The 23,917-nt window shown below is 34.8% G+C and carries 23 protein-coding genes; 14 read left to right on the forward strand and 9 right to left on the reverse strand.

What is annotated here, in order from left to right; translation table 11 throughout:
• Window positions 1-346 precede the first annotated feature (346 nt).
• Together GOQ24_RS09985 and GOQ24_RS09990 are read left to right on the forward strand one after the other, a co-directional pair.
• Window positions 347-1,171 (forward strand): DUF4349 domain-containing protein, encoded by an 825-nt coding sequence (locus GOQ24_RS09985; RefSeq protein ID WP_155090835.1) that lies wholly within the window; start codon window positions 347-349, stop codon window positions 1,169-1,171.
• 305 nt (window positions 1,172-1,476) lie between these two features.
• On the forward strand, window positions 1,477-2,262 hold the full coding sequence (locus GOQ24_RS09990) for a hypothetical protein (protein WP_155090834.1): 786 nt from the start codon (window positions 1,477-1,479) through the stop codon (window positions 2,260-2,262).
• Window positions 2,263-2,393: 131 nt separating this feature from the next.
• Here the strand turns inward: GOQ24_RS09990 and GOQ24_RS09995 are convergent, their stop codons facing one another.
• The 4 genes from GOQ24_RS09995 to GOQ24_RS16805 all read right to left on the reverse strand — a co-directional run bounded on the left by GOQ24_RS09995 (window position 2,394) and on the right by GOQ24_RS16805 (window position 4,967).
• Entirely contained in the window at window positions 2,394-2,897 is a 504-nt protein-coding gene (locus GOQ24_RS09995) for an NUDIX hydrolase (RefSeq protein ID WP_155090833.1), read from the reverse strand.
• 1 nt (window position 2,898) lies between these two features.
• Window positions 2,899-3,525, reverse strand: coding sequence for a chloramphenicol acetyltransferase (locus GOQ24_RS10000; protein WP_155090832.1), 627 nt, complete (start codon window positions 3,523-3,525; stop codon window positions 2,899-2,901).
• Window positions 3,526-3,626: 101 nt separating this feature from the next.
• Window positions 3,627-4,748 carry a TlpA family protein disulfide reductase gene (locus GOQ24_RS10005; protein WP_155090831.1) on the reverse strand — a complete coding sequence of 374 codons (1,122 nt, stop codon included), beginning with the start codon at window positions 4,746-4,748 and terminating at the stop codon, window positions 3,627-3,629.
• 90 nt (window positions 4,749-4,838) lie between these two features.
• Entirely contained in the window at window positions 4,839-4,967 is a 129-nt protein-coding gene (locus tag GOQ24_RS16805; RefSeq protein ID WP_258204662.1) for a hypothetical protein, read from the reverse strand.
• A gap of 436 nt (window positions 4,968-5,403) precedes the next feature.
• Here GOQ24_RS16805 and GOQ24_RS10010 point away from each other — a divergent pair, with 436 nt between their 5' ends.
• The 8 genes from GOQ24_RS10010 (at window position 5,404) to GOQ24_RS10045 (ending at window position 11,844) form a co-directional block, all read left to right on the forward strand.
• The gene (locus GOQ24_RS10010; RefSeq protein WP_155090830.1) at window positions 5,404-6,582 is read left to right on the forward strand and encodes an acyl-CoA dehydrogenase family protein; all 1,179 of its coding nucleotides are present in this window, start codon (window positions 5,404-5,406) and stop codon (window positions 6,580-6,582) included.
• Window positions 6,583-6,666: 84 nt separating this feature from the next.
• Window positions 6,667-7,431 carry a DUF3050 domain-containing protein gene (locus GOQ24_RS10015; RefSeq protein WP_155090829.1) on the forward strand — a complete coding sequence of 255 codons (765 nt, stop codon included), beginning with the start codon at window positions 6,667-6,669 and terminating at the stop codon, window positions 7,429-7,431.
• An 84-nt stretch (window positions 7,432-7,515) separates the two neighbouring features.
• A complete protein-coding gene (locus GOQ24_RS10020; protein ID WP_155090828.1) occupies window positions 7,516-8,226 on the forward strand; it encodes a 3-ketoacyl-ACP reductase in 711 nt (236 codons plus the stop codon).
• Between the two features lie 136 nt (window positions 8,227-8,362).
• Window positions 8,363-9,082, forward strand: a complete 720-nt coding sequence (mtgA, locus tag GOQ24_RS10025) for a monofunctional biosynthetic peptidoglycan transglycosylase (RefSeq protein WP_155090827.1) — start codon at window positions 8,363-8,365, stop codon at window positions 9,080-9,082.
• Window positions 9,083-9,168: 86 nt separating this feature from the next.
• Window positions 9,169-9,699 carry a hypothetical protein gene (locus GOQ24_RS10030; protein WP_155090826.1) on the forward strand — a complete coding sequence of 177 codons (531 nt, stop codon included), beginning with the start codon at window positions 9,169-9,171 and terminating at the stop codon, window positions 9,697-9,699.
• Between the two features lie 155 nt (window positions 9,700-9,854).
• On the forward strand, window positions 9,855-10,328 hold the full coding sequence (locus tag GOQ24_RS10035) for a Dps family protein (RefSeq protein WP_155090825.1): 474 nt from the start codon (window positions 9,855-9,857) through the stop codon (window positions 10,326-10,328).
• A gap of 79 nt (window positions 10,329-10,407) precedes the next feature.
• A complete protein-coding gene (locus GOQ24_RS10040; RefSeq protein ID WP_155090824.1) occupies window positions 10,408-11,013 on the forward strand; it encodes a DUF1684 domain-containing protein in 606 nt (201 codons plus the stop codon).
• A gap of 75 nt (window positions 11,014-11,088) precedes the next feature.
• Window positions 11,089-11,844, forward strand: a complete 756-nt coding sequence (locus GOQ24_RS10045; RefSeq protein WP_155090823.1) for an SDR family oxidoreductase — start codon at window positions 11,089-11,091, stop codon at window positions 11,842-11,844.
• Window positions 11,845-11,901: 57 nt separating this feature from the next.
• Here GOQ24_RS10045 and GOQ24_RS10050 read toward each other — a convergent pair whose 3' ends face one another.
• The 5 genes from GOQ24_RS10050 to GOQ24_RS10070 form a co-directional block, all read right to left on the reverse strand.
• The gene (locus tag GOQ24_RS10050) at window positions 11,902-14,019 is read right to left on the reverse strand and encodes a prolyl oligopeptidase family serine peptidase (RefSeq protein WP_155090822.1); all 2,118 of its coding nucleotides are present in this window, start codon (window positions 14,017-14,019) and stop codon (window positions 11,902-11,904) included.
• Between the two features lie 157 nt (window positions 14,020-14,176).
• Window positions 14,177-14,731, reverse strand: a complete 555-nt coding sequence (locus tag GOQ24_RS10055) for a DUF4625 domain-containing protein (protein ID WP_160339607.1) — start codon at window positions 14,729-14,731, stop codon at window positions 14,177-14,179.
• A gap of 46 nt (window positions 14,732-14,777) precedes the next feature.
• Window positions 14,778-15,119 carry a hypothetical protein gene (locus tag GOQ24_RS10060; RefSeq protein ID WP_155090820.1) on the reverse strand — a complete coding sequence of 114 codons (342 nt, stop codon included), beginning with the start codon at window positions 15,117-15,119 and terminating at the stop codon, window positions 14,778-14,780.
• Complete coding sequence (locus GOQ24_RS10065; RefSeq protein ID WP_155090819.1) at window positions 15,119-17,485, reverse strand: TonB-dependent receptor; 2,367 nt, start codon at window positions 17,483-17,485, stop codon at window positions 15,119-15,121. The genes GOQ24_RS10060 and GOQ24_RS10065 overlap by 1 nt, the downstream gene beginning before the upstream one ends.
• 69 nt (window positions 17,486-17,554) lie before the next feature.
• The gene (locus tag GOQ24_RS10070; RefSeq protein WP_155090818.1) at window positions 17,555-17,926 is read right to left on the reverse strand and encodes a hypothetical protein; all 372 of its coding nucleotides are present in this window, start codon (window positions 17,924-17,926) and stop codon (window positions 17,555-17,557) included.
• A 214-nt stretch (window positions 17,927-18,140) separates the two neighbouring features.
• Between GOQ24_RS10070 and GOQ24_RS10075 the strand changes: the two genes are divergently transcribed.
• From GOQ24_RS10075 to GOQ24_RS10090, 4 genes are all read left to right on the forward strand, one after another.
• On the forward strand, window positions 18,141-19,703 hold the full coding sequence (locus GOQ24_RS10075; RefSeq protein ID WP_155090817.1) for a phosphoethanolamine transferase: 1,563 nt from the start codon (window positions 18,141-18,143) through the stop codon (window positions 19,701-19,703).
• Between the two features lie 114 nt (window positions 19,704-19,817).
• Window positions 19,818-21,011, forward strand: coding sequence for an aromatic amino acid transport family protein (locus GOQ24_RS10080; protein WP_155090816.1), 1,194 nt, complete (start codon window positions 19,818-19,820; stop codon window positions 21,009-21,011).
• Window positions 21,012-21,162: 151 nt separating this feature from the next.
• Window positions 21,163-22,335, forward strand: coding sequence for a BamA/TamA family outer membrane protein (locus GOQ24_RS10085; RefSeq protein ID WP_155090815.1), 1,173 nt, complete (start codon window positions 21,163-21,165; stop codon window positions 22,333-22,335).
• Window positions 22,336-22,347: 12 nt separating this feature from the next.
• Complete coding sequence (locus GOQ24_RS10090; RefSeq protein ID WP_160339608.1) at window positions 22,348-23,847, forward strand: phosphoethanolamine transferase; 1,500 nt, start codon at window positions 22,348-22,350, stop codon at window positions 23,845-23,847.
• The last annotated feature ends 70 nt before the right edge of the window (window positions 23,848-23,917 follow it).

The raw sequence follows: 23,917 nt of genomic DNA on the forward strand, positions 1-23,917 counted from the left end.
TTTAGGAAACTGGGAACGGGAAACAGGGAACGGGGAGGACCGAGTGTTAAGAAAGTGTCCAGTGGCTATTTAGGAAACAGGGAACTGGGAACCGACTAACAGAATCCATAATTCTTTATTATAATTTTTTTGTTGTAAAAAACCTCTTGTTTATAGGCAAGAGGTTTTTGTTTTTTATACGAATCATGACCATGACTGCTCCTTAAAGTCTCCAGACTTTGAGAAAATATGTTTATACAACGACACTTCCACTTTCCCCATAATCAGTGATTTAAAACAAAATTTTAACTTTTCTTAAGTTTTACAACAAACTATCTATTACATTTGTTAATGTAAAACAATAACTATGAAAAAGACACTTAAAGTATTAACGCTTTTGTTATTCACAGCTCTTATATCGTGTTCTAAAACAGGAGAGCTAAGAGAAGAAACAGTAGCATCGTTGGCTGATATTGCTGCCGAAACCACTACTGAAGCACCACAATCCACAGATGCTACTCAAGATATCACTGTACCTGAACGCATGATAGTCAAAGAAGGGAAAATACGCTTTGAAACTTCGAATGCACAAGAAACTCGAGCTAATATCGTAGCAAGTAGCAAAAAACTCAACGGATATCTATCACAAGACACATCAAATGTCTACAGCAATCGCACTGAACATACCATTGTGATTCGAGTACCTGCGAAGAACTTCGAAACCTTGTTAGAAGGAGTTACACAGACTGCCACTAAAGTAGACAGCAAAAACATCAATGCCTTAGATGTAACCGAAGAGTTCATCGATGTAGAAGCGAGAATCAAGACGAAGAAAGAAATAGAAGTGCGCTATAAAGAATTACTTAAACGCGCCAATTCAATAGATGATATTCTAAGAATAGAAAGAGAACTGGGGGCTCTACGTGCGAATATAGAATCTTTTGAAGGCCGATTAAAGTATCTAAAGAGTAGAATATCGCTAAGTACCCTTACGGTAACTTTCTATGAAAAAGGAGAATCAACAACTGGCTTTGGGTACGAAATATCATCTGCCTTTGGTTCTGGATGGAGTAATCTATTATCATTTGTGATAGGGTTATTCTATATCTGGCCATTTATCCTAATCTCAATTGGATTAATCTTGATCATTAGACGTATCAGAAAACGCAGAAAACAGAATAAAATAAATTAATATAAAGCAAAAGCCCTACTATGACAGTAGGGCTTTTTATATTGAATTGTCCAGAGTCAAATCCTGTATTTCTACTGTCCAGATTATCATCCTATTCAATTATCTTTTTCTGATTACAAATATATCAAATTTAAAGCAATCAAATATAATATGCTGATAATTAGTGTTTATAATTATTATCTTCTACTATAGCTTTTAAACAATATCATTATCTAATGTTTTTCCTAATTAACTAAGCTACAATTAAAATAACACAACAACTCCATAATTTATTGTAAATTACATTACTTTCTATACTATTCAATATGAAATATTTATATCTAATAACACTAACTTTATTGATATTCTCCTGTGGCAAGAAACAACAACCTTTTCAAGAGTTTCAAAATTCAACCACAGAAGAAGTTGTTCAAGAAATACCTGCTATAGAAGAAATTGACCAGACAACTGATAATCAACACCCTGATTATCCTAAACAAATAGATATAGACTTTGATAAACATAAAGACATCTTAGATATGATACTGTTATTACCTGATACCGTTTTTACTACCTGGGGATGGGATATAGCAGAACGTCAATCATGGTATAATGAAATCAAGAAAAATAACTACTATATAGATGATGATCCTTTGTACTTTAATCAAAGTTACTTCGAGCCACACACAGCAGGTTTCTCTATCATAGATGGATATTGGACTATAACAATCTATAGAGCAACTGATCAATCTATATACATTGTGACAGATGATGTAGTTGGAGATAGTAATAGCATACATATATTAGAAGTAAAAGAAAATGAGATAGTTAATTCTTACACACAAGAAGAAGTCTTCGGGAATTTCGAAAATCTTGTAACTCTTCCTAATATCAATTCAGACTGTTTAGATAAAATTCAAGGTGCAGAACTATCTATTTATGATGTTAACTTAGATGATAAACAGATTATCGAGTTTGAGAGTTCTTGGTATCATACTAAAGATGAATATCAATACTGCCTTAAAGGCAACACTATACAATACCGATTCAACCCAGACACAAAGCAATTCGACATCCAAAAGATCTACTGGAAACCAAAACCTAAATATTAATAAAGCAAAAGCCCTACTGTCATAGTAGGGCTTTTTATATTTCTTTAATTATGTATCTACCTGCTTTATGTGACACGCAAAATATTGCGTTTCTACAGTAAACCTATACTTAATGCCATAGGCAAAAACTGTTAACCGTTAACTGACAACTGTAAACCTGTTATCTCCTCCTTCATCTCTAACAAATTCAACTCTCCATCGTATAATGCGTGAAACACAAAAGGCTTATTCTCTAAGATGTATTTATAAATAAACCAATCTGTCTTCGGAGTAGGTACATTTAGCAAGTCCTCATACGCTATCCACTCTAAAGTTCCCTCGTTACACTCAGGAGGAGTTACAGCATCGATATCAGCTGCATACACATAGTTTAGCCAATTATACTTCACAGGAGAAGTCTCTGTCAGTATTCCGCAGAACTTCACCTTCTCTACTTTTATACCCGTCTCTTCAAACGTCTCACGGATCACACCCTCCTCAGGAGTTTCGAAAGGTTCTATCTTACCTCCTACAGGAGTGTACATATCCTTATTCGGTTCTTTTAAACGCTTTAGCAGCATTAAGTTACTACCATTTCTAAGCACACATAGTGTAGCTATCTTCTTTATGCCCTCAGGGATGATTACTTTACTCATCTTACTTCTCGTTTAAAAGTTGTTGAAAACGATCTACGAACTCCCCTACATGTACTCCATCCATCAGTGCATGATGTCCATGTATAGATACCGCCATACGCTTACGACCATTCTCTTCCATCACTTTACCAAACGAAATCTTAGGGCAGCTATCAGGAAAATCATAGTGACGTGCGTGCGACATAGAAGTAAAATCAAGCCAAGGCACAGTAGATATATGCAATACATTCTCCCCTTTTGATGCTGGGAAGAAGTCTGTTGATTGCTGTACTCGATCAATCTCTTCTTTTGCCTTAATCAAAAAAACTTCTTTATCACTATAGTAATCCATATACGCAAACCCAAACGTACCATTCGGTCTATTGATAGTAGGCGAAGCGTGTACCTCATCATACAAATATACCTCGTTATCTACTATTCTATATCGAAATGCCTCTACTTCATTAGCAGCCTTTAGTGCGTCGTATAAATAAGTTAAGAAAAAAGAATGCCCTTTCTCTTTTGCTTTTTGGTAAGCAGTGGTACAATCCACTTGTACGGTTAATCCAAAGAAAGGTTCTGTAAATTGTGAAAAGAACGCATACTGCTCTTTTCTATTCCATTGAGATAAATCTATTTTAGTTCTCATCGTTGTTATTGTTGTTTTGTAATCAACAGCGAAAATATACGGAATCTTCTTGAGGGCATAAGACTTTTGTCCTATACTTATATATGTAAAATCGCTTACGCCTATTTCATCAACGCTCTTAATTGTTCTTCAAAATCCTCTCCTTGCATTCCTTCGAATCTCCTCACTAGTTTTCCATCTTGATCAAACAACCAATAATCTGGTGTACTATTATTTCTATACATTGCTAGAACAGGACTTAGTCTTCCCTCTTTATTACCTAATAAAATACCCTTATTCCCTTTAAATTCAGAGTAATATTTAAACTTATCTTTCTGATCATGTCCTGCATAATACGTAATATGTACAAGCTTATCCTTCAAGTTATCAGCTATCTGAGTTGTCTTAGGAGCTGCTTTTTCACAATAGCCACAGTGGTAAGTCGAAAAATCTAACAATACATATTTCCCCCTAAAGTAATCACTAAGCTTTACTTGCTTAGTTTGTAGATCTTCAGCATAAAAATCATAATACTTATCTCCTATTTCCAGAAGCTTATGATCTATATATATCTTAAGCATCTGTACTTCTTTAGTATCATAATACTTAGGATCTATAAGAGCATATAGTTCGTTTAAATAATCTGATGAATAATCTATAGCCTGATATTGCAGTAGGTATCGAGCATAAGCTGTATTAATATTCTTTTTTATAAAAGCGTTATCTTGTTTGTTAATAAGATTTGACAACTTCTTAATCTCACCTAGAGGTTCTTCATCACTTAGATACACCTTCGCTACACTATCCTTAGCTTTCCCTTCTTCTAAAAGACGATAATACTCTTTGATATAAACACTTCGTTCTTCTACTAAGTGCTTATTAACTAACATATTTTCATATCTCAGACTGTCATTCACAGAATTCATCGCTCTAAGATTACCTGAAAAATCATTTATAGAACCATTAATAGTTACAGACTCATTTCCTAAAAAAAAGAAGGTACTCTTTGTCTCTTTTCCTACATAAGCATCTAATCTCACATAATTAGGAACATCTTCTAGTACCATAGACACATCTACCTCACCATTCTTTAGACGAAATTCTTGTTCTTTTCCACCACTAGATAACTTCATCTTTACCTCATCGCTTATTCCTTCCAGTTTCCCTATAATATGTAATTTTTCCTGTCCTAATACTCCCATAGAGCACAGCATTAAAAGCATATAGAATATCTTATATTTCATAGTTCACAAATCAATTAAAGCTAAGTAACAGCAATTTAAATAATTAAAGAATAACTAAATATCAACATTCAAATAAATATAACTACGCTCCTATTTCATCAACGCTCTCGACTGCTCTTCAAAATCCGCTCCTTGTACTCCTTCGAATTCTTTAATCAACTCCCCTGTAGAATCAAACAACAGATAATTAGATGTCATCATATTGTGATACATAGACATAACAGAAGTCTTTACTACAATCTCCCTCCACAAAGACAATACAGGCTCCGCAAAGTCTCCCGACTTTGCGGAACTCTGCTACATTAGAACGAGACAACAATAACTGTACAGCTATATTAGGACGAGACACCCTTTTTTAGGGGTGGTCGGCTTGTGGTCGGCATATGATCGCATAGTGGTCGCATAGTTTATAGCTAAATACATGCGACCACTATGCCATGACCCTACGATCACTATACTATCATATCGATAAAGTATGTAGCAAATAGCAGAACAGAACACACTGCAACAACACAAATTATTAAGCACGAAAGCAGATAATAACAAAGGAGGCTTACGAAAAAAAGGAGAAGAATCAGAATTAAACTGCGTAAAAATTGCAAAAGACTAAATATTAACTATTTTTGTTATACAACCAAAAAAACATTTTAATTATATGAGACCAGATTTATTTCAAGCACCTGATTATTACCACTTAGACGACTTGCTCACTGATGAACACAAGTTAATACGAGATACGGCAAGAGCATGGGTTAAAAAAGAAGTATCACCCATCATTGAAGATTTTGCACAACGCGCTGAATTTCCTAAACAAATAATACCAGGATTAGCTGAAATAGGTGGTTTTGGTCCATATATACCAACAGAATATGGAGGAGCAGGATTAGACCAAATTTCGTACGGATTAATCATGCAAGAGATAGAGAGAGGAGATTCGGGAGTTCGCTCTACCTCATCTGTACAATCTTCTCTTGTGATGTATCCAATATGGAAATACGGAACAGAAGAACAGCGAATGAAGTATTTACCTAAATTAGCAACAGGAGAATACATTGGATGCTTTGGACTAACAGAACCTGATCACGGATCAAATCCAGGGGGAATGATTACCAATTTCAAAGATATGGGAGATCATTATCTATTAAATGGAGCTAAGATGTGGATATCTAATGCACCATTTGCACACCTTGCAGTAGTATGGGCTAAAAATGAGGAAGGTCGTATCCATGGACTGATTGTAGAACGCGGTATGGAAGGTTTCTCTACTCCTGAGACACACAATAAGTGGTCTTTGAGAGCTTCTGCTACAGGAGAGCTTATTTTTGATAATGTCAAAGTTCCAAAAGAAAACTTACTACCAAACAAATCAGGATTAGGAGCACCTCTTGGTTGCCTTGACTCTGCGAGATATGGGATTGCATGGGGAGCAATCGGAGCAGCTATGGACTGCTACGATACGGCACTTCGCTATTCGAAAGAGCGCATACAATTTGATAAACCAATCGGTGCGACTCAGTTACAACAAAAGAAGTTGGCAGAAATGATTACCGAAATTACCAAAGCTCAGTTGTTAACTTGGAGACTTGGCGTATTGAGAAATGAGGGACGTGCTACTTCCGCTCAAATCTCCATGGCAAAGCGCAACAACGTAGCTATGGCATTAGATATCGCTCGTGAAGCACGACAAATGTTAGGAGGAATGGGTATCACAGGAGAATACTCTATTATGCGTCACATGATGAACTTAGAATCTGTTGTCACATATGAAGGAACTCATGATATTCACTTGCTAATTACAGGTATGGATGTGACGGGGTTCTCTGCATTCAAATAAACAATATTCAAATCACTAAACTTTATAGAAAAGGCTTCTCTTTGCAGGGAAGCTTTTTTATTTTTGCACAAATATTTTTTTGCCATGACAATTCAAGAAGTAAACACACTCATTTCGCCAGAAAGAAATGCACTATTACAGCATCCACTTTACAATAAGATAAAAACCATTGACAATCTACGTGCCTTTATGGAAGGACATGTGTATGCTGTATGGGATTTTATGTCTTTATTAAAAGCATTACAACAAAAGCTCACTTGTACCACTACTCCGTGGTTTGCGTCTCCCTATGCTCAAACAAGGTATTTAATCAATGAAATCGTGTTAGCTGAAGAATCAGACCTTGCTATAGATGGTCAGCGATTAAGTCATTTTGAAATGTACTTAGATGCCATGACAACTGCTGAGGCGAATACTACAACTATATCTACATTGATCGATAAGCTTAAAGGAGGTACACCCATATTTGAGGCGATAGCAACAATGAATTTGGATGAAGGAGTAAAAGATTTTTTAAACTTCACATTCAAGACTATCGAAGCGGGAAAACCACATGAGATTGCAGCTGCCTTTACTTTCGGTAGAGAAGATTTAATTCCAGATATGTTCACAGAAATACTCAGAGGGTTTCAACAAAACTTCCCTGAAACAGATTTGAGCAAATTAGTTTACTATTTTGAACGTCACATCGAATTAGATGGTGATGAACACGGCCCGATGGCCATGCAAATGATAACAGAATTATGTGGAGAGGATCAACAAAAATGGCAGGATGTCATCGCTGTGTCAAAGGAGGCGCTGAAAAAGAGATACGGTCTTTGGAATGCAATAGAAAAAAACATTAGATAAGTAACTGTTTATTAACAACAACTAAACATACTTTTGATTAATAATTCAGTATTTTTACCTAAAACAATAAAAATATAAGAAAACATGAAAGGAAAGAATGCAATAATAACTGGTGGAGGACGAGGACTTGGTAAAGCGACAGCTATTGCCTTTGCAAAAGAGGGAATTAATGTTGCTATTACAGGTCGAAATGAAGGAAAGCTACAAGAAACAGTTAAAGAATTAGAGGCTTTAGGCGTTAAAGCAACTTATGCAGCATTTGATGTAACAGATAAAGCGAAAGTTAAAAGCGAAATAGCGAAGGTTATCAATACCCTTGGTGGAGTAGATATCTTGGTAAACAATGCAGGTATTTCAGAATTTGGTAAATTCACAGATATGCCAGCTGAGCGTTGGGAAGAAATTCTACTTACAAACGTAATGGGAGTTTACAATGTAACAAGAGAAGTATTGCCTCATTTAATTGATCAAAATGAAGGAGATATATTCAATGTAGCATCCACTGCTGGGTTAAATGGAAATGCAACTACGTCTGCATACTCAGCATCTAAATTTGCTGTTATCGGAATGTCTGAGTCACTGATGAAGGAAGTACGCAAAAACAATATTAGAGTTTGTACGTTAACGCCAAGTACTATTGCATCAGATATGTCGATAGAATTAGGTCTGACAGATGGTAACCCAGATCACATCCTTCAACCAGAAGATTTTGCTGAACTAATAGTAGCTACTCTTAAATTACCAAGAAGAGCAATGTTGAAGTCAGCGTCACTTTGGACAACAAATCCAGTATAGGAAAAATAAAACACTTATAATCAAACCTTTGTATTTAAAATATACAAAGGTTTTTTTTTGATATTTCAAGTAATCCCTGTGAAAAGAAAGACTTTTTTATATACATTTGCTACGATTTTTACCTTGATTTATCCCTATGATACGCAAGCTATTTCGCTTTTTGTTGAAAGCAATAATTTACTTCTTTATTTTTAGTATTGCTTCTGTTATTCTATTTCGATTTGTTCCAGTTCCTTATACACCATTGATGTTTATAAGAATGTATGAACAAATGAAAGCAGGAGAATCCATCACACTAAAACACAATTGGGTACCTCTTAACGAAATAAATGTAAACTTGCAAAAAGCTGTAATCGCATCAGAGGATGGAAATTTCATCAGTCACAATGGATTTGATATGAAGGCAATCGAAAAGGCGATGAAAAATAACGAAAAGAAAAATGCACGTATAAAGGGAGGAAGTACTATTTCTCAACAAACGGCTAAGAACGTTTTTTTGTGGCCAGGGAGAAGTTATATTCGCAAGGGGTTTGAGGCCTATTTTACAGTGTTGATTGAACTTATTTGGCCTAAAGAAAGAATATTAGAAGTTTATCTCAATAGTATAGAAATGGGCAAAGGCATATATGGCGCCGAAGCAGCATCTTACTATTGGTTTAATAAGCAAGCAAAGCATCTAAGCCCTTCAGAAGCTGCGAGCATAGCAGTTATTCTTCCAAATCCACGAAAATACAAAGCTACAGGTTCTGGCCCTTATATCAATAAAAGAAGATCGTTGATTACAAAGTACGTAAACAACTTCGGCCCCTTAGATTTTGATGGTAATATTGAGAAGAAAAAACCAAAAAAGAAGTAAAATTTGAGATTATAATGGTTTTTATTGTCTTATTAAAATAAAAATCTTTATTTTTGAGGGAAACAATAAATAAAAGAATAAAAACTATGAAAAAATCAATTTTATTATTAGCAGCATTTGGATTAATGTTTGTTTCTTGTAAGGATACCAAAAAAGAGGTAGAAGAAATGAAACAAGATGTAATCGAAGCAGGACAAGAAGCTAAAGAAGACTTAAAAGGAGCATTAGACAATGCATCAACTAAGTTAGAAGAGGCTAAGAAAGCTGTAGAAGTTGCAGTGAAAGAAGGAAATGAAGAAGCAAAAGAAAAAGCTAACAAAGCATTAGAGGAAGCTCAAAAAGAGTGGGATGCATTAAAAGCTAAAACTGTTGAGGCTTCAGAAAACCTAAAAAAAGAAGCTAACGATGTAGCAAATGATTTAAAAGGTGATGCAAAAGAAAAAGCAGACCAACTAAAAGAGGCAGCAAATGAAGCTACAGACAAAATCAACGAAAAAGCAGACGAAGCGAAAGATAAAGCAGACGAATTAATTAAAGACGCTAAATCTAAAACTGAAGATGCGAAAAATGAAGCAGACAAAAAGCTTCAAGACGCAAAAAAAGACTTATTTAAATAATATGAAAGAGGAGGAACTTTTAAAAGTTCCTCCTTTTGTTTTTGAGACATTTTGGTATCAGATTTATCAATAGTCAAATAAATACAAACAATTAGATATCAACACAATCCGACAATATATTACTACCTTTACATAGTAATAAAAATTAAGAAACTATGAAAGCAAATATTGGACTTACAGACAAAGCACGTCAATTTAATGCAGACGTATTAGCTAAATTATTAGCGGATGAATTTGTACTTTATACTAAAGCAAGAAATGCGCACTATAATGTAACAGGTGTAGATTTTCATTCAAAACACGTTTATTTCGAAGAGTTGTACACTGAGTTAGCAGTAAATGTAGATGCTGTAGCTGAGCGTATCAAAACTTTAGGACACTATGCACCTTCTTCGTTAAAAGATTACTTAAAACTAACGCATTTGACAGAAGAAAGATCAACTGATAAGACTGACAGTAAATCATGGATAAGTGAATTGTTAATCGATTATGAAATCATTGTATCGTTTATCAGACAAAATATAGATGCAATAGAAGAATCAAATGATAAGAGTACTGCTGACTTCCTTATTGGATTAATGGAAGAACATGAAAAAACAGCTTGGATGTTGCGTTCTCACTTGGGATAATTCTCAAAACAATATAGAAACAAGGTTTGTCTTTTTTTAGGCAAACCTTTTTTTATATATTTACTCCAAACCCACAAACATGAAGAAATTACTTGCAATGATAGCCCTTGCACTAATAGGTATTAGCTGCAATTCAGACCATTTAACAGAAACCGAAAAAGCTGCTAAATTTCAGAAAAAACTAAACAAAGAATTTGCAGATAGTAAAACCAGTCCTTTGCCAAAGGATGCTTTAAAAACATTTGAATCCTTAGATTTTTTTCCTATTCAAGAAGATTTTATTGTTACGGGGAAGCTATTGAGAACTCCAGGCGAAAAACCGTTTGAAATGCCAACAACCACAAGTAGAAAGCCAACCTATATCAAATTTGGAGAAATCACATTTACCTTGGCCGACAAAACACATACCGTTGATGTATTTCAAGATCTAAGCCTAAAGGGTAAAGAAGAATACACGAATCACCTCTTTCTACCCTTTACAGATTTGAGTTCGGGAGAAACAACCTATGGAGGCGGTCGATATTTAGACTTAGAAATACCTGAAGGAGATGAAATAACAATCAACTTTAACATGGCTTATAATCCCTATTGCACCTATAATCCAAAATACTCTTGCCCTATACCTCCAGACAAAAATTTCATTAAAGCGGATATTTATGCAGGAGTAAAAGACTATCAGTACTAATAAAAAAACAATAGCAAGAATCGGATTGTCAGAGAATCACAGCCTATATACTTTTGAGTTTTAAATCAATTCGATATGAAACTCAAAGGAAAAATAGCGCTTATTACAGGTGGTTCAAGTGGCATAGGAAAAGCTACAGCCCAATTATTCATTCAAGAAGGAGCACAAGTCATAATAACCGGTAGAGATAAAATTACCCTTGACCATACAGTTCAAGAATTAGGTCATCATACCATTGGTATTGTAACGGATGCTGGATCCATGAAGGACCTAATGCACCTCAACGAAGAACTACGTCAATACACCTCCCATTTGGACATTGTGTTTGTCAATGCAGGTTTTGGTAAATATGCGCCTTTAGAGCTTATTGACGAAGTGCATTATGAAGAAATGTTCAATACGATTGTGAGAGGAACTTTATTTACTGTACAACAAGTCTTACCTCTAATGACTAACAATAGTGCTATCGTACTAAACACCTCTATCGTCACGGAGGTAGGTATGCCAAACTCAAGTGTCTATTCTGCAGCTAAATCAGCTGTGCAATCATTCACTAAGACCTTTGCATCAGAATTAATCAGTAGAGGAATACGCGTTAATGCTGTATCGCCAGGCCCTATCCAAACGAATTACTTTGATCGATCAAACTTGTCAAAAGAACAAGTAGACTCATTTACTACTTCCTTCGCACCACAAGTGCCTATACAGCGCTTCGGTCTTGCATCTGAAGTAGCAGAGGCAGTTATGTTTTTAGCTTCTGAAGCTGCTTCATTCATCGTAGGTACAGAGCTAAGTGTAGATGGAGGCTTTCCAAAAATCAAAACAAAATAAAAAGGCGAGTCAAATAGTTGACTCGCCTTCTTGTTTCTATTTCATACGAAGTATGAATTATTTCAATTTCTTGATTCCCATGCTGTAAAGTGTAAATGCCTGTAAATCTACATGCTCTTGTACTTGTTGAGCAATCGATTTTCCAGCACCATGTCCAGCATTTGTTTCAATGCGGATTAACATTGGGTTATTACCTGTATTCTTAGCTTGTAATTCAGCAGCGAATTTAAAGCTATGTGCAGGTACTACTCTATCATCGTGATCACCAGTTGTTACCATTGTAGCAGGATAAGCAACAGCTTTCACATTGTGTAGAGGAGAGTATCCTTTAATATACTCGAACATCTCTTTACTATCTTCAGATGTACCATAATCATACGCCCATCCAGCTCCTGCTGTAAATGTATGGTAACGCAACATATCCAATACTCCTACTGCAGGTAAAGCAACTTTCATAAGGTCTGGACATTGAGTCATTGTAGCACCAACTAACAATCCTCCATTTGAACCACCTTTAATTGCAAGGTAATCTGATGATGTATACTTGTTGTCGATTAAATACTGAGCTGCAGCGATAAAGTCATCAAATACATTTTGTTTTTGCATCTTTGTTCCAGCAACATGCCATTCTTTACCATATTCTCCTCCACCTCTTAGGTTAGGTACCGCATAGATACCGCCATTCTCTAACCAAATAGCATTTGCAATGCTAAATGACGGTGTCAAACTAATATTAAAACCTCCATACGCATAAAGCATTGTAGGGTTTTTGCCATTCAGTTCAGTACCTTTCTTATAGGTGATAATCATTGGTACTTTTGTTCCGTCCTTAGAAGTATAGAATACTTGTTTAGATTCATACTGAGAAGAATCAAACTTAACTTTTGGTTGTTCGTATATTTTAGAAACTCCTTCTTTAGGATCAAAAGCATATATAGTTCCTGGTGTAATGTAGTTCGTAAAAGAATAATACAACGTTGTATCCTCTTTTTTACCACCAAAACCACCAGCTGTACCAATTCCTGGTAGTTCAACCACGCGAATTTCCTTTCCTGTATAGTCGTATTGTTTAACAAATGATACGGCGTCTTTTAAATAACTTGCAAAGATATATCCTCCACCTTTTGTAGGGTTAAGTACATTTTCAGTTTCAGCAATGAAGTCAACCCAGTTCGCTTGACCTGCATTGGTAGCATCTACTGTAACCACTCTTGTATTTGGCGCTTTGTAATCCGTAGCGATATACAGTTTACCATCTTTGCTGTCCAACACATTATTACTGCTATCAAAGTTATTCACCACAGTAACAATAGGGCTATTCGCTTTCGTTAAATCTTTTAGGTAAAGTTCATTACCATAAGTTGAATTAGCTGCAGTAATCACTAAGAAGTTATTATCCCCTGTAACGTAACCACCTACGTAACGTCTTTTCTGATCTTGACCAAAAATAAGCGTATCGTCTTTCTGTGCAGATCCCAATTTGTGATAATACAATTTATGTTGATCTGTCTTAGCAGATAATTCACTTCCTTCAGGCTTATCATAGCTTGAATAGTAGAATCCTTCGTTCTTATACCAAGAAACACCACTAAATTTCACATCTACTAAGGTATCCCCGATTACGTCTTTAGTTTCTGTATCTAATACAATCACTTTTCTCCAGTCACTACCTCCTTCAGAAATAGCATAGGCCACTTTGCTACCATCTTCAGAGAAGTCAATACTACCAAAAGAAGTAGTACCGTCTTTTGAGAACTTATTAGGGTCTAAGAATACTTCTTCTTTCCCCTCCTCATTCTTGCGATACAAAATCGATTGATTCTGCAATCCGTCATTCTTAAAGAAATAAGTGTACTTGCCTTCTTTAAATGGAGCTCCTATCTTTTCATAATTCCAAGCCTCTTCCATTTGCTTCTTTAACTCATCTCTAAATGGAATCTGACCAAGGTAATCAAAGGTTACTTCATTCTCTGCCTTAACCCAAGCAGCTGTCTCTTCAGATCTATCGTCTTCCAACCATCTATATGGGTCGGCCACTTCAACACCAAAGTAAGTATCTACCACATCTCCTTTGTGTGTTTCAGGGTATTTAATCTCTTTATTTGAGTCAGTATTTCCTTGTTTACAAGAAATAATAACTGTTGCCACAATAAGTGTCATAAATGTTTTTCTCATAGAATATTAGGGTAATTATTAGTTAAGAAACAAATATAAATAATTATCGACATTATCTTTCCAATTAAGCATTAGAATACCGCTAAATCGGTATAAAGTAAAAAAACAGATCAAGTTTTCACTTGACCTGTTAGAAATAAAGCTTGAGAAAAGATTATTAGTGATTGTGATCGTGGTCGTGATCATGATCGTGCCCACTTCCATTTCCTGGATCTACAATCTCGATGTTGCGAAACACCATCGATTGATTTCCAGCTTTGTCAACAACCTTTACGACAAAATGGTACTTTCCTCTTTTAGCATCTTTATCAATCACAATTTCGTGATGGTGAATATGATCATTCTTTTTTCCATATATATCATCCCAAGTGCGATTAAATCTAAAAGGAGTTCTTCCTTCATTTTCCTCATCGTGGTCGTGATCATGGTCATCGTGTAGAACAGTCAAACTATGCGTATGATTTCCACCTCCGTGATTATGTCCATCAAAATTATTGTGTATATCGACATTGTATGATCCAAGTGCTTCGTTATCCGACAAATCCATATCAAAGTGGATATCCTTGCCTGCTTCTAACTTTGCCCCTTCTGCAGGAGCATTTAGAATAACTACAGGTGGTTCTGTGTCAACGTTATCGTCACCAGCAGTACACGACGTTAAAAAGACAGAACTAAGAACGAAAGAAAAGGCTATATATTTAATTGTTTTCATTTTTATTAATTTTTAAATTTAAAAGATATTACTTCTGTTGTGTTGTCTATATATGTGTAAGAAACAACACCTCAGGAGGTCCTCTTAAATAATAATAAAAAGTATCAAAACTGTATTTGCTTAATAGATAGAAATCATCAACGCAGTGATAAGCTAACTCGACAATTACCTCCCATTGAATTGAATCAAACTCAAGTAAAGGAGAAATCTTAAACAAATATTGATCACAATAGTGAATACTATTGCTATTGACATATTCTAATACCTTAGTTCTTCTTCCAAAATCATGCTTTATAACAACAAAGTGTAAAACATTGCTGATGTGTGGTATAATAAATACCGATAACATCAATGTCAACCACAGAACACGAATGTTCTTTTTGTTCATTAAAAGGGAATTTGAATCATTAATTGAATTGATCTACCTAATTCTGGTATTTCTAATGGACGATAAAAACTCATGTGATTAAGGATCTTTCTATCGAAGATATTCGTAGCTACTAAACTTGTTTTTGCTTCAAAATTTCCAACTCTTATAGAAGAAGTTATACCTGCTCCAAAACTAAAAGAGCTCGGTGTAATTGATTCTCCTTGGGCGATTCGCTCTTGTTTAGCATACCACTTGCCATTGACAAATGCTTCTGTATTTTTAAACACCTTCCAATCGTTAAGCTCATACTTTAACTCACCAAAGAAATTCATTGGTGGAGAAAATGGCAAAGGATAATTCCCTTTCTTGCCATTTGAAATTTGACGATTGTAGATATACTCAAATACTCCATCAAAAACAAAATGCTGTAAGAAACGCTGCTGTACTTTCCATTCAAAACCTGATATAAATGCCTGTGATTGAGAATATTCATAAATCTGGCCACTATCTGGTAAAACAGAGAACTTACCTGATGGCTTCAGGAAAATATAGTTAGAAAAAAAGTAAGCATAAGGACTAAGAGTTGTATTGAAGTTATCACTGTCATAACTTGCTCTAAAATCAACAGCAACCCCTTGCTCAGGCTTCAGATTACTATTTCCTTTCTCATGTCTAAAAGCTCCGTGGTGAACTCCATTTGAAGCCATTTCAATTGCTGTAGGAAACCTAAAGTTCGTCCCAAAAGTAGCAGCAAACTTAACTTTATCAGTATAATCGTACTTCGCTCCAACCATTGCATTAAAACTTGTAAAATCCTTATCTGTTTTATGGCTGCGCTGTGCATAGTCTGCTGCAAAATTATGAGAATGCCCATTCCCTCTCAAATAATCGTACAATACTTCGTCGTAAAATGGTTTAATATGAATTTCGGCATAATCAGCACGCACTCCTGCCTCCCAAGTTAATCGTTCATTCACAAAATGCTCATGCGTAGCAAATGCACCAATGCCAAATCGATTAAACTTTGGCAATAAAAAGCCATAACCTGCAATTGTATTATTCTGATAAGTGTACTGTACCCCAATAGTACTTTTGTGATTATTAGGAGACAAATACTCATACTTCACTGCAGCATCAAAAGTATTCAAATTGAACTCTAACTCTAAATTAGGGTCTTTTGTAGGTGCTTGTTGATTATCAAAGTGCGAGTGAAAAAGGCTACTTTCTTGTCGTTTATTATTCTGAAAAGAAAGCAAAACACTAAACTTACTATTATCAGTAAGGTCATAGCTAAAATTGTTCGTTACTTTAAAGTGATTCACACTTTGATTTGGCAGCCCAATATTGCGGTGATTACCATCATCTACAACACTTGATATATCAGGTAGTCCATGTGATCCAGGGAAAAAACCACTTTTGTCGTACACATTACTCAAACTCAATACATTTTTAACCTTTCCATCTACATAGCCAACTTGAGCATACAAGGCTAAGTTCTTCCCTGCTGTATTTTTCATTCGCCCACCGTAAATTGGGATATCCGTATTCAAGTAATATATTTCCTTTGTGGGCACCCTATAATCTCCATAATCTTGTGCAGTTGCCTTCAATTTATAAAAGAACTTGTCTTCACGTGCTTTCAATTGAATTGAAGCACCATAAGAATCGTTGACAGTCTTGCCAAATATCGTTGCATTCCCAGAAAAAGAGTGTACTTCTGGAACCTTTTCATTGTTGATTTTAATTACTCCACCAATAGCATCACTTCCATATTCAATAGCTCCAACCCCTTTTACTACTTCTACTTCTTCTGTACTAAAGGCATCGATTTCTAATCCGTGATCAGCTCCCCATTGTTGTCCTTCTTGCTTCGCTCCGTTCTCAGCCACCGCAACACGGTTAAATCCAAGTCCGCGAATAATAGGTTTGGAAGCACCCGCTCCAATCTCCATAGCATTAACCCCAGGTATATTCTCAAGGGTCTTAGCTAATGATCCAGAAAACTTCTCAACAAGTTCTTTGTTAGAAATCTTTTCCGTATTTCTAACCGTTTGTACTCCTTTTGAAGAAATAACTACTTGATCTAAAAGTGTGTTATCATCTTTCAGATGAAAGTGTAAATTTAAATCTGAACCTACATTTAACTCCTGCTCAATGGAAGTATAACCAATAAAGCTTATTCTAAAACTATGTTGACCTGCAGGAACACTTTGAAATAAAAACTGTCCATTAAGATCTGTTAGTGTAACGTATTCTCCTAATTGTATAGTACTACCCACTAATGCCTGTCCATAACTATCTGATACTTCTCCGCGAACATTATAATTCTGTGCAGAAACGCAGATGGAAAACATTAGAGATAACACCAAAAGTGATAATCTCATACTTTGATAATATTTTCGTTTAATAAAATACTTATCCTTACTCACATAAGATGAGAAGGAAAAAAACAATTAAACGAATACAGGAGGTGCCCTGAGAGAATAATACACATGAGATAAAGGAATGAAAGTTTGTACAACTTCTTGTTGTACTTTCTCATGATGTTCAAAAGAACTAAAGGCTAGTTCTAAAATAGGTGTAGTATCAGCAGGAATAATAATATCACATGCGAAACATTTTTCAAGTTCATTGTGATTAACCTTGTATTCTAACCTATTGCCACTATCCTCACGCTTTTCATTAAAGTGAGCGTGTGTACTGTGTTCATTTGCATAAGATATAAACGAAGTAACGTGTTCATAGCTATGTATGAACTGAAATACTGTAGTAAACAAAACTGCTACTATCAGTAAAACCCTCGCTATGTTTATTCTTCTTTGCATAGTGCAAATATAAATAAGTATCTCAGATACTAACCCAATAGACTCATTTTTTTTAAACTATTTAAACTAACAAGAAAACGTTAAAGGTATAATAATGAAGTTAATAAACTCAATAAAACAGACAAACAGACAACAAATGACAATTCAAAAGTTAAACAAATACATTATATGTACGAAAAAATGATAAAATTTAATTAAATTCGCAAAAAAAACTTTGAAAAGTCAACTTACTAAACAAAAATCAATTTCCTTTGCCATCCTTTTGATTGCATCTTTTTTACCTATTTTTATTAATAGTGACGAAGCTTTCTTTAAGTTTTCTAACAATATATATTGTTGGCTTTTAACTTTTGGCTTTTTCATTCTATCTTCAACAATAATAAAGAATAAAATAGGACTATCATTCGCATATTTGATTAATCTACTAATTACCATCAATTTCTTCCAAGTGATTGTTGCACGATTTAGCTACAACAGTAGTTTTGATACAAACATGGCAATGAGTACCTTAATGACTACAACAAAAGAAGTAAGAGAAATATTTATTTCACTTATGCCTTATATACTTATTTCTATACTCTACTTCATAATTGTAACGTATTGCGCCTATAACTTAAATTCGCTAAAGAAAACTAAAACAGTGAAAGCAATTGTCATTATAACACTTTTGCTATTTATTGGAATAACTATAGATGGTCTTAGAAACAAAAAGAAAAACTTAGATTTAGAGCATATTAACGGTATTCGCTATGAACGTTATCTAAATAAAGTACCATTATTTACACTTCGTATATACGAAGAAGCTTTTGCTATTATCCGCAATACAAAAGAAATGTCAGATGATGTACACACGTATGGCAACCTAACAACAACAAACAATAACTTACAAAATGTTATTATCCTTTTAGGAGAATCTCAACGTAGAGATGCCTTATCTCTATATGGTAATTTAGAAAAAACAACACCCTATATTGATAAAAGAAAAGATAATTTACTAATCTACAACAATGCTATAGCACCGTCAGGCTCTACAATACTTTCCGTTCCTTACATGTTAAGTAGTGGCGTACCAAACGCAAGTAAATATGATCTTCACTTTATCAAAGACAATGTAATTAACCTTGCAAACCAAAGTAATATTTGGTCCACCTATTGGTTGTCTTCTCAAGAAAAGTATGGAAAGTACGTAAGTACGATATCACTCCTTGCAGAAATGGCTCAAAACAAAGAGTGGAAAGATAAAAGTCATGATGAATCTGTCCTTAAACTATTAGATCAAGCTTTAGCAGACAATAATAAAAAGAGATTTATTATCATTCATATCAACGGCAGTCACTTAGATGCTAATCAACGTTATCCAAAAGAATTTGATGTATTCAAATCGAATACTGAAAAAGCTATCAATGAATACAACAATAGTGTATTGTATACTGATTTTGTCATGGAACAAATCATCCAAAAAATAGAGAATACTAATTCTATTCTTATTTACTTATCTGATCACGGTCAAGTATTCAAAAATCACAATTACAAACACGGATGGAGTAAAAAGGGAATTGATGTTCCTTACTTTATCTGGCACAGTAATTCAGTTGATCAAAATTTTAAGATTACAGGACAAATAAACGATACTATATCGACTACAAATCTGTATGAACACACTAAGTACTATCTTGGATTAGATACAGGAATGACAAAAGATGCGAATAAGGAAAATAAAATCCTCACAGGAAATATGGAACTCAAAAATTATAAAGACCTTGAGCAAGATAATTGATACCTCTATCTTTCAATCTAACGACTAAATAAACATATTTGATCATTGTAAAACTGCTTATAGTATATAAAGGTTTAGCTTTTTCATACCTTTGTAGCTTAACGCATAGAAAAAATGAATAGTAAACTTTTAGGTAGTATTTTAATTATTGCGGGATCCTCAATAGGAGCAGGAATGTTAGCCATGCCAATTTCTTCGGCTGGAGTTGGATTTATTGGATCTTCGTTATTACTATTCTTACTATGGTTTGTCACTTGCTATACTGCTTTGCTAATGGTAAAGATCTATGAGTTTAACTCGTGCACTGATGGATTTGACACCTTGACTAGAAAATATACTAATCTATTTGTCAATCGCATTGCTGGGTTAAGTTTGATGTTTTTAATCTACTCTTTGACAGCAGCCTATATGACAGGAGGGGGAACGATTTTAAAAACAAATATCGACCTGGTATTTAACTTAGATATCAACAGAAAGTTTGCAATCATTTTATTCTCTATCCTCTTTAGCACGATAGTCATCATCGGTACCAAATCAGTCGACCTTATTACCAGAGGGCTATTTACAGCTAAAGTTATCTTTCTAATCGTATTAGTAATATTAATGATACCTTTAATTCAAGGCATTAATTTACTTTCAATGCCATTGAAGCAAGGGCTTATTATTGCTGCGATCCCACCTATCTTCACTTCATTTGGCTTTCATGGCAGTATTCCAACGATAGTCAATTATCTTGGGGGAAACAAGAAGTTACTCAATAGAGCATTCATTTTAGGGAGTTTGCTTCCATTAGCGATATATTTAATCTGGCAAATCGTAGTACTTGGCAGTTTAGATCAAACAACATTTATGTCTATACTTAGACAAAGAGAGCCTCTTGATGGCTTGATCATGAGTATTCGACAAGTAGCAAAATCAACCTATATAGAAACGCTATTTAGTCTGTTTTCAGCTGCAGCATTAGGAACATCGTTTTTAGGTGTTAGCGTTGGTCTTTATGATTATTACAAGGATTTATTAAAAAACAAATCTTCCAAAGTAATCCCTTCTTTATCAGGTGCACTTACTTTCCTTCCTCCTCTGGGTTTTGCCCTATTCTACCCTGAAGGTTTTATGAAGGCATTGGGTTTCGCAGCGATAGCAGGGGTGATTCTCGCTTTGGTGGTACCCGTCATTATTTTTGTTCGAGCAATGCAATTTCATCAGAAAAAAGTTACATTATTTAACAAAATAGCAATTTACACAACTTTATCCGTGTCCTTCATTATTATTATTGGTCAAATACTAATAGTAATGAAAAAAGTATAAACATTATACGAATGGCTTATGTATTTCTTAACATTAAACTAATTATTACTAAAAACAGTTAAGAAACTTACTTTACGCTCCTTATTTCAGAGCTTTGAGATTTTACTCGAATACATATTTCGTACCTTTGTGGATTAAGATTTTTGATAATATGAAGCAAAACTATATACATATACAATTGCTCATTATTATGTTCTTTGTTTCGATGATATCTATGGCTCAAGAAACCCAAGAACCTGATAATAGCAATATTACCCCAGACAGTGTTACTACTAAAAAAAAATTCACTGAGCGGATTGTAAGTTATTTCGAAGAGGCGAAAAAAGATAAATCAGATAAAAAATTTGACTTATCTTTTATTGGTGGCCCAAGTTATTCAGTAGATACTAAACTTGGCCTTGGAATAGTTGCCTCTGGTTTATATAGACTTGACAAAGAAAACATGGAGTTACCTCCTTCAGCTGTATCTATATATACCAATTTTACGACAAGTGGTTTCTTCTCAATTGGCTTAGAAAACACAACTATTTTTCCCAATGATGATTACCGCCTAAACTACGACATGAACTTTGCTTTCATGCCAAGTAAATTTTACGGAGTTGGTTATCAGGCTGGATCGGCAAATGAGTATTCCAAATACGATGAATATCGCCTGGCTTTAAAGTTAGATGTATTGAGAAAAGTATTGCCAAATACATATGTTGGAGTAACTTTTTCTGCTCAAAATTTCAGAGCTAAAAACTTCGAAAAAGAAGAAATGATTCCCGAAGGAGATATGCTAAGTACAGCAATCGGAGGAGGTTTTATTCTTCAATATGATTCCCGAGACTTTATTCCCAATCCCTCAAAAGGATGGTTTATTAAATACGAGCAAGTCTTTTTCCCTAAAACACTTGGGAGTAATCACCACTTTGGGCGAATTGACTTTACTGCCAGAACGTATCAACAAGTATGGAAAGGCGGGCTTTTGGCATTTGATTTGAACGGTAGCTTCAACAATGGAGATGTTCAATGGAATATGCTCTCCCTATTGGGAAGTGCTCGACAAATGAGAGGGTACTTTATGGGCCAGTATAGGGATCGAAAGCAGCTAAACACACAAGTTGAATTAAGACAGAAAATCTATAACAGACATGGAATAGCTATTTGGGGTGGAGCCGGTAATGTATTTGAAAACATCAAGAATTACGATTGGAAACACACCCTTCCAGCTTATGGTATAGGTTACAGATGGGAATTTAAAAACCGCGTCAATATCCGATTAGATTACGGCATAGGAAAAGGACAAAGTGGCTTTTACTTTAATATTAACGAATCGTTCTAAGAAATAAGACAAATGACTACGACTGAAAAAAAAGGGATTGTTTCAAAAATAATAAACAATCCGAAAGCTTTGTTTTGGTTTTATATAACTGTAAACATGGTTCCTTCCATCTATTTCTTTTTCAATGCACCTGTAAATCTCTTTGGGAAGATTGTTACCCTATTATTCCCTTTAGGGTTTTATATATTTATTTTATCCGCATTTAAGAACACAGGAAAGTGGCAAATTATTTACTTCCCTCTACTCTTCTTGCATGCTTTTCAAATTGTATTATTCTATCTGTTTGGAGAAGATGTGATCGCCGCAGATATGTTTCTCAATGTAGCAACTACAAACACAAGTGAAATTAATGAATTATTAGGTAGTTTGCTACCATCAATAGCCCTTGTTTGTTTTCTATATTTACCTGCTACTATTCTGGCCATTATGCAATGGAGAAAGAGGATTTATCTGGATTGGGCTTTCCGAAAAAAAGTATTCCTTCCTTCTTTCGCTATTTTAGCAGCAAGTTTAATTTTGTCTTTTTGGAGTGAAAACACCAATTCAAATACATTCGCCTTTAATCAACATGTGTATCCTATTAATGCCATTCACAACTTGGGGTTTGCAGTCAATAAATGGGATAAAGTAAAGCGATATCCAATAACTTCAGAAGGATTCAAATTTCACGCTGTAAAAGAAAAGAAATCACAGCAAAGAGAAATATATGTTCTGATTGTGGGTGAGACAAGTAGAGCTGACAATTGGCAACTTTATGGTTACGACAGACCTACCACGCCCCTACTCAGCAAACAAGATAATCTGTTTGTCTTCAAAGATGCACTAACGCAATCTAATACAACACACAAAAGTGTATCTATCATTTTATCAGATGCCGAAGCGAGTAATTACAATATCATATACAATAGAAAAGGAATTGCTCAAGCATTCAAAGAAGCCAATTTCAAAACAGTTTGTATTTCTAATCAAGCTGAAAATTCATCATTTATTGAATACTTTACGAAAGAAGCTGATATTTACAAGACGATTCGCACAACTGATTCAAAGACAAGAATGACCCAAAATCACTATGATGCAGAATTAATTCCCATCATGGAAGAAATCATCAATAGTACTGAAGACAACCTGTTTATACTTTTACACACCTATGGTTCACACTTTAATTATATGGAGCGCTATCCAAAGGAGTTTAAACAATTTATGTCTGACGAAATCGCAGGTGTAAAAAAATCAGAGAGGGAGCATTTACTAAATGCCTATGACAACACAATTTTGTACACTGACTACTTCTTATCAAGCACAATAGACGCCTTGAAGAAAACAAATGCCTCTACAGCATTACTATACACCTCTGACCACGGAGAAGATTTATTTGATGATAAGAGAGGGAAGTTCTTACATGCTTCACCCACACCAACTTATTATCAATTAAGAATACCTTTATTCGTATGGTTTTCAAATGAGTATAGCGCTGAGAATCAAAATAAACCACTATGGACTGAAAGTCCATAGTTTGTTAAAGCAGACTAAAGTCTGCCTGGGTGGAGCTACTTACTCAAGTATAAAGTTACCTCCGTTATCA

Origin of the sequence: Myroides sp. LoEW2-1 (assembly GCF_009767705.1) — a bacterium.
Classification (GTDB): domain Bacteria; phylum Bacteroidota; class Bacteroidia; order Flavobacteriales; family Flavobacteriaceae; genus Flavobacterium; species Flavobacterium album_A.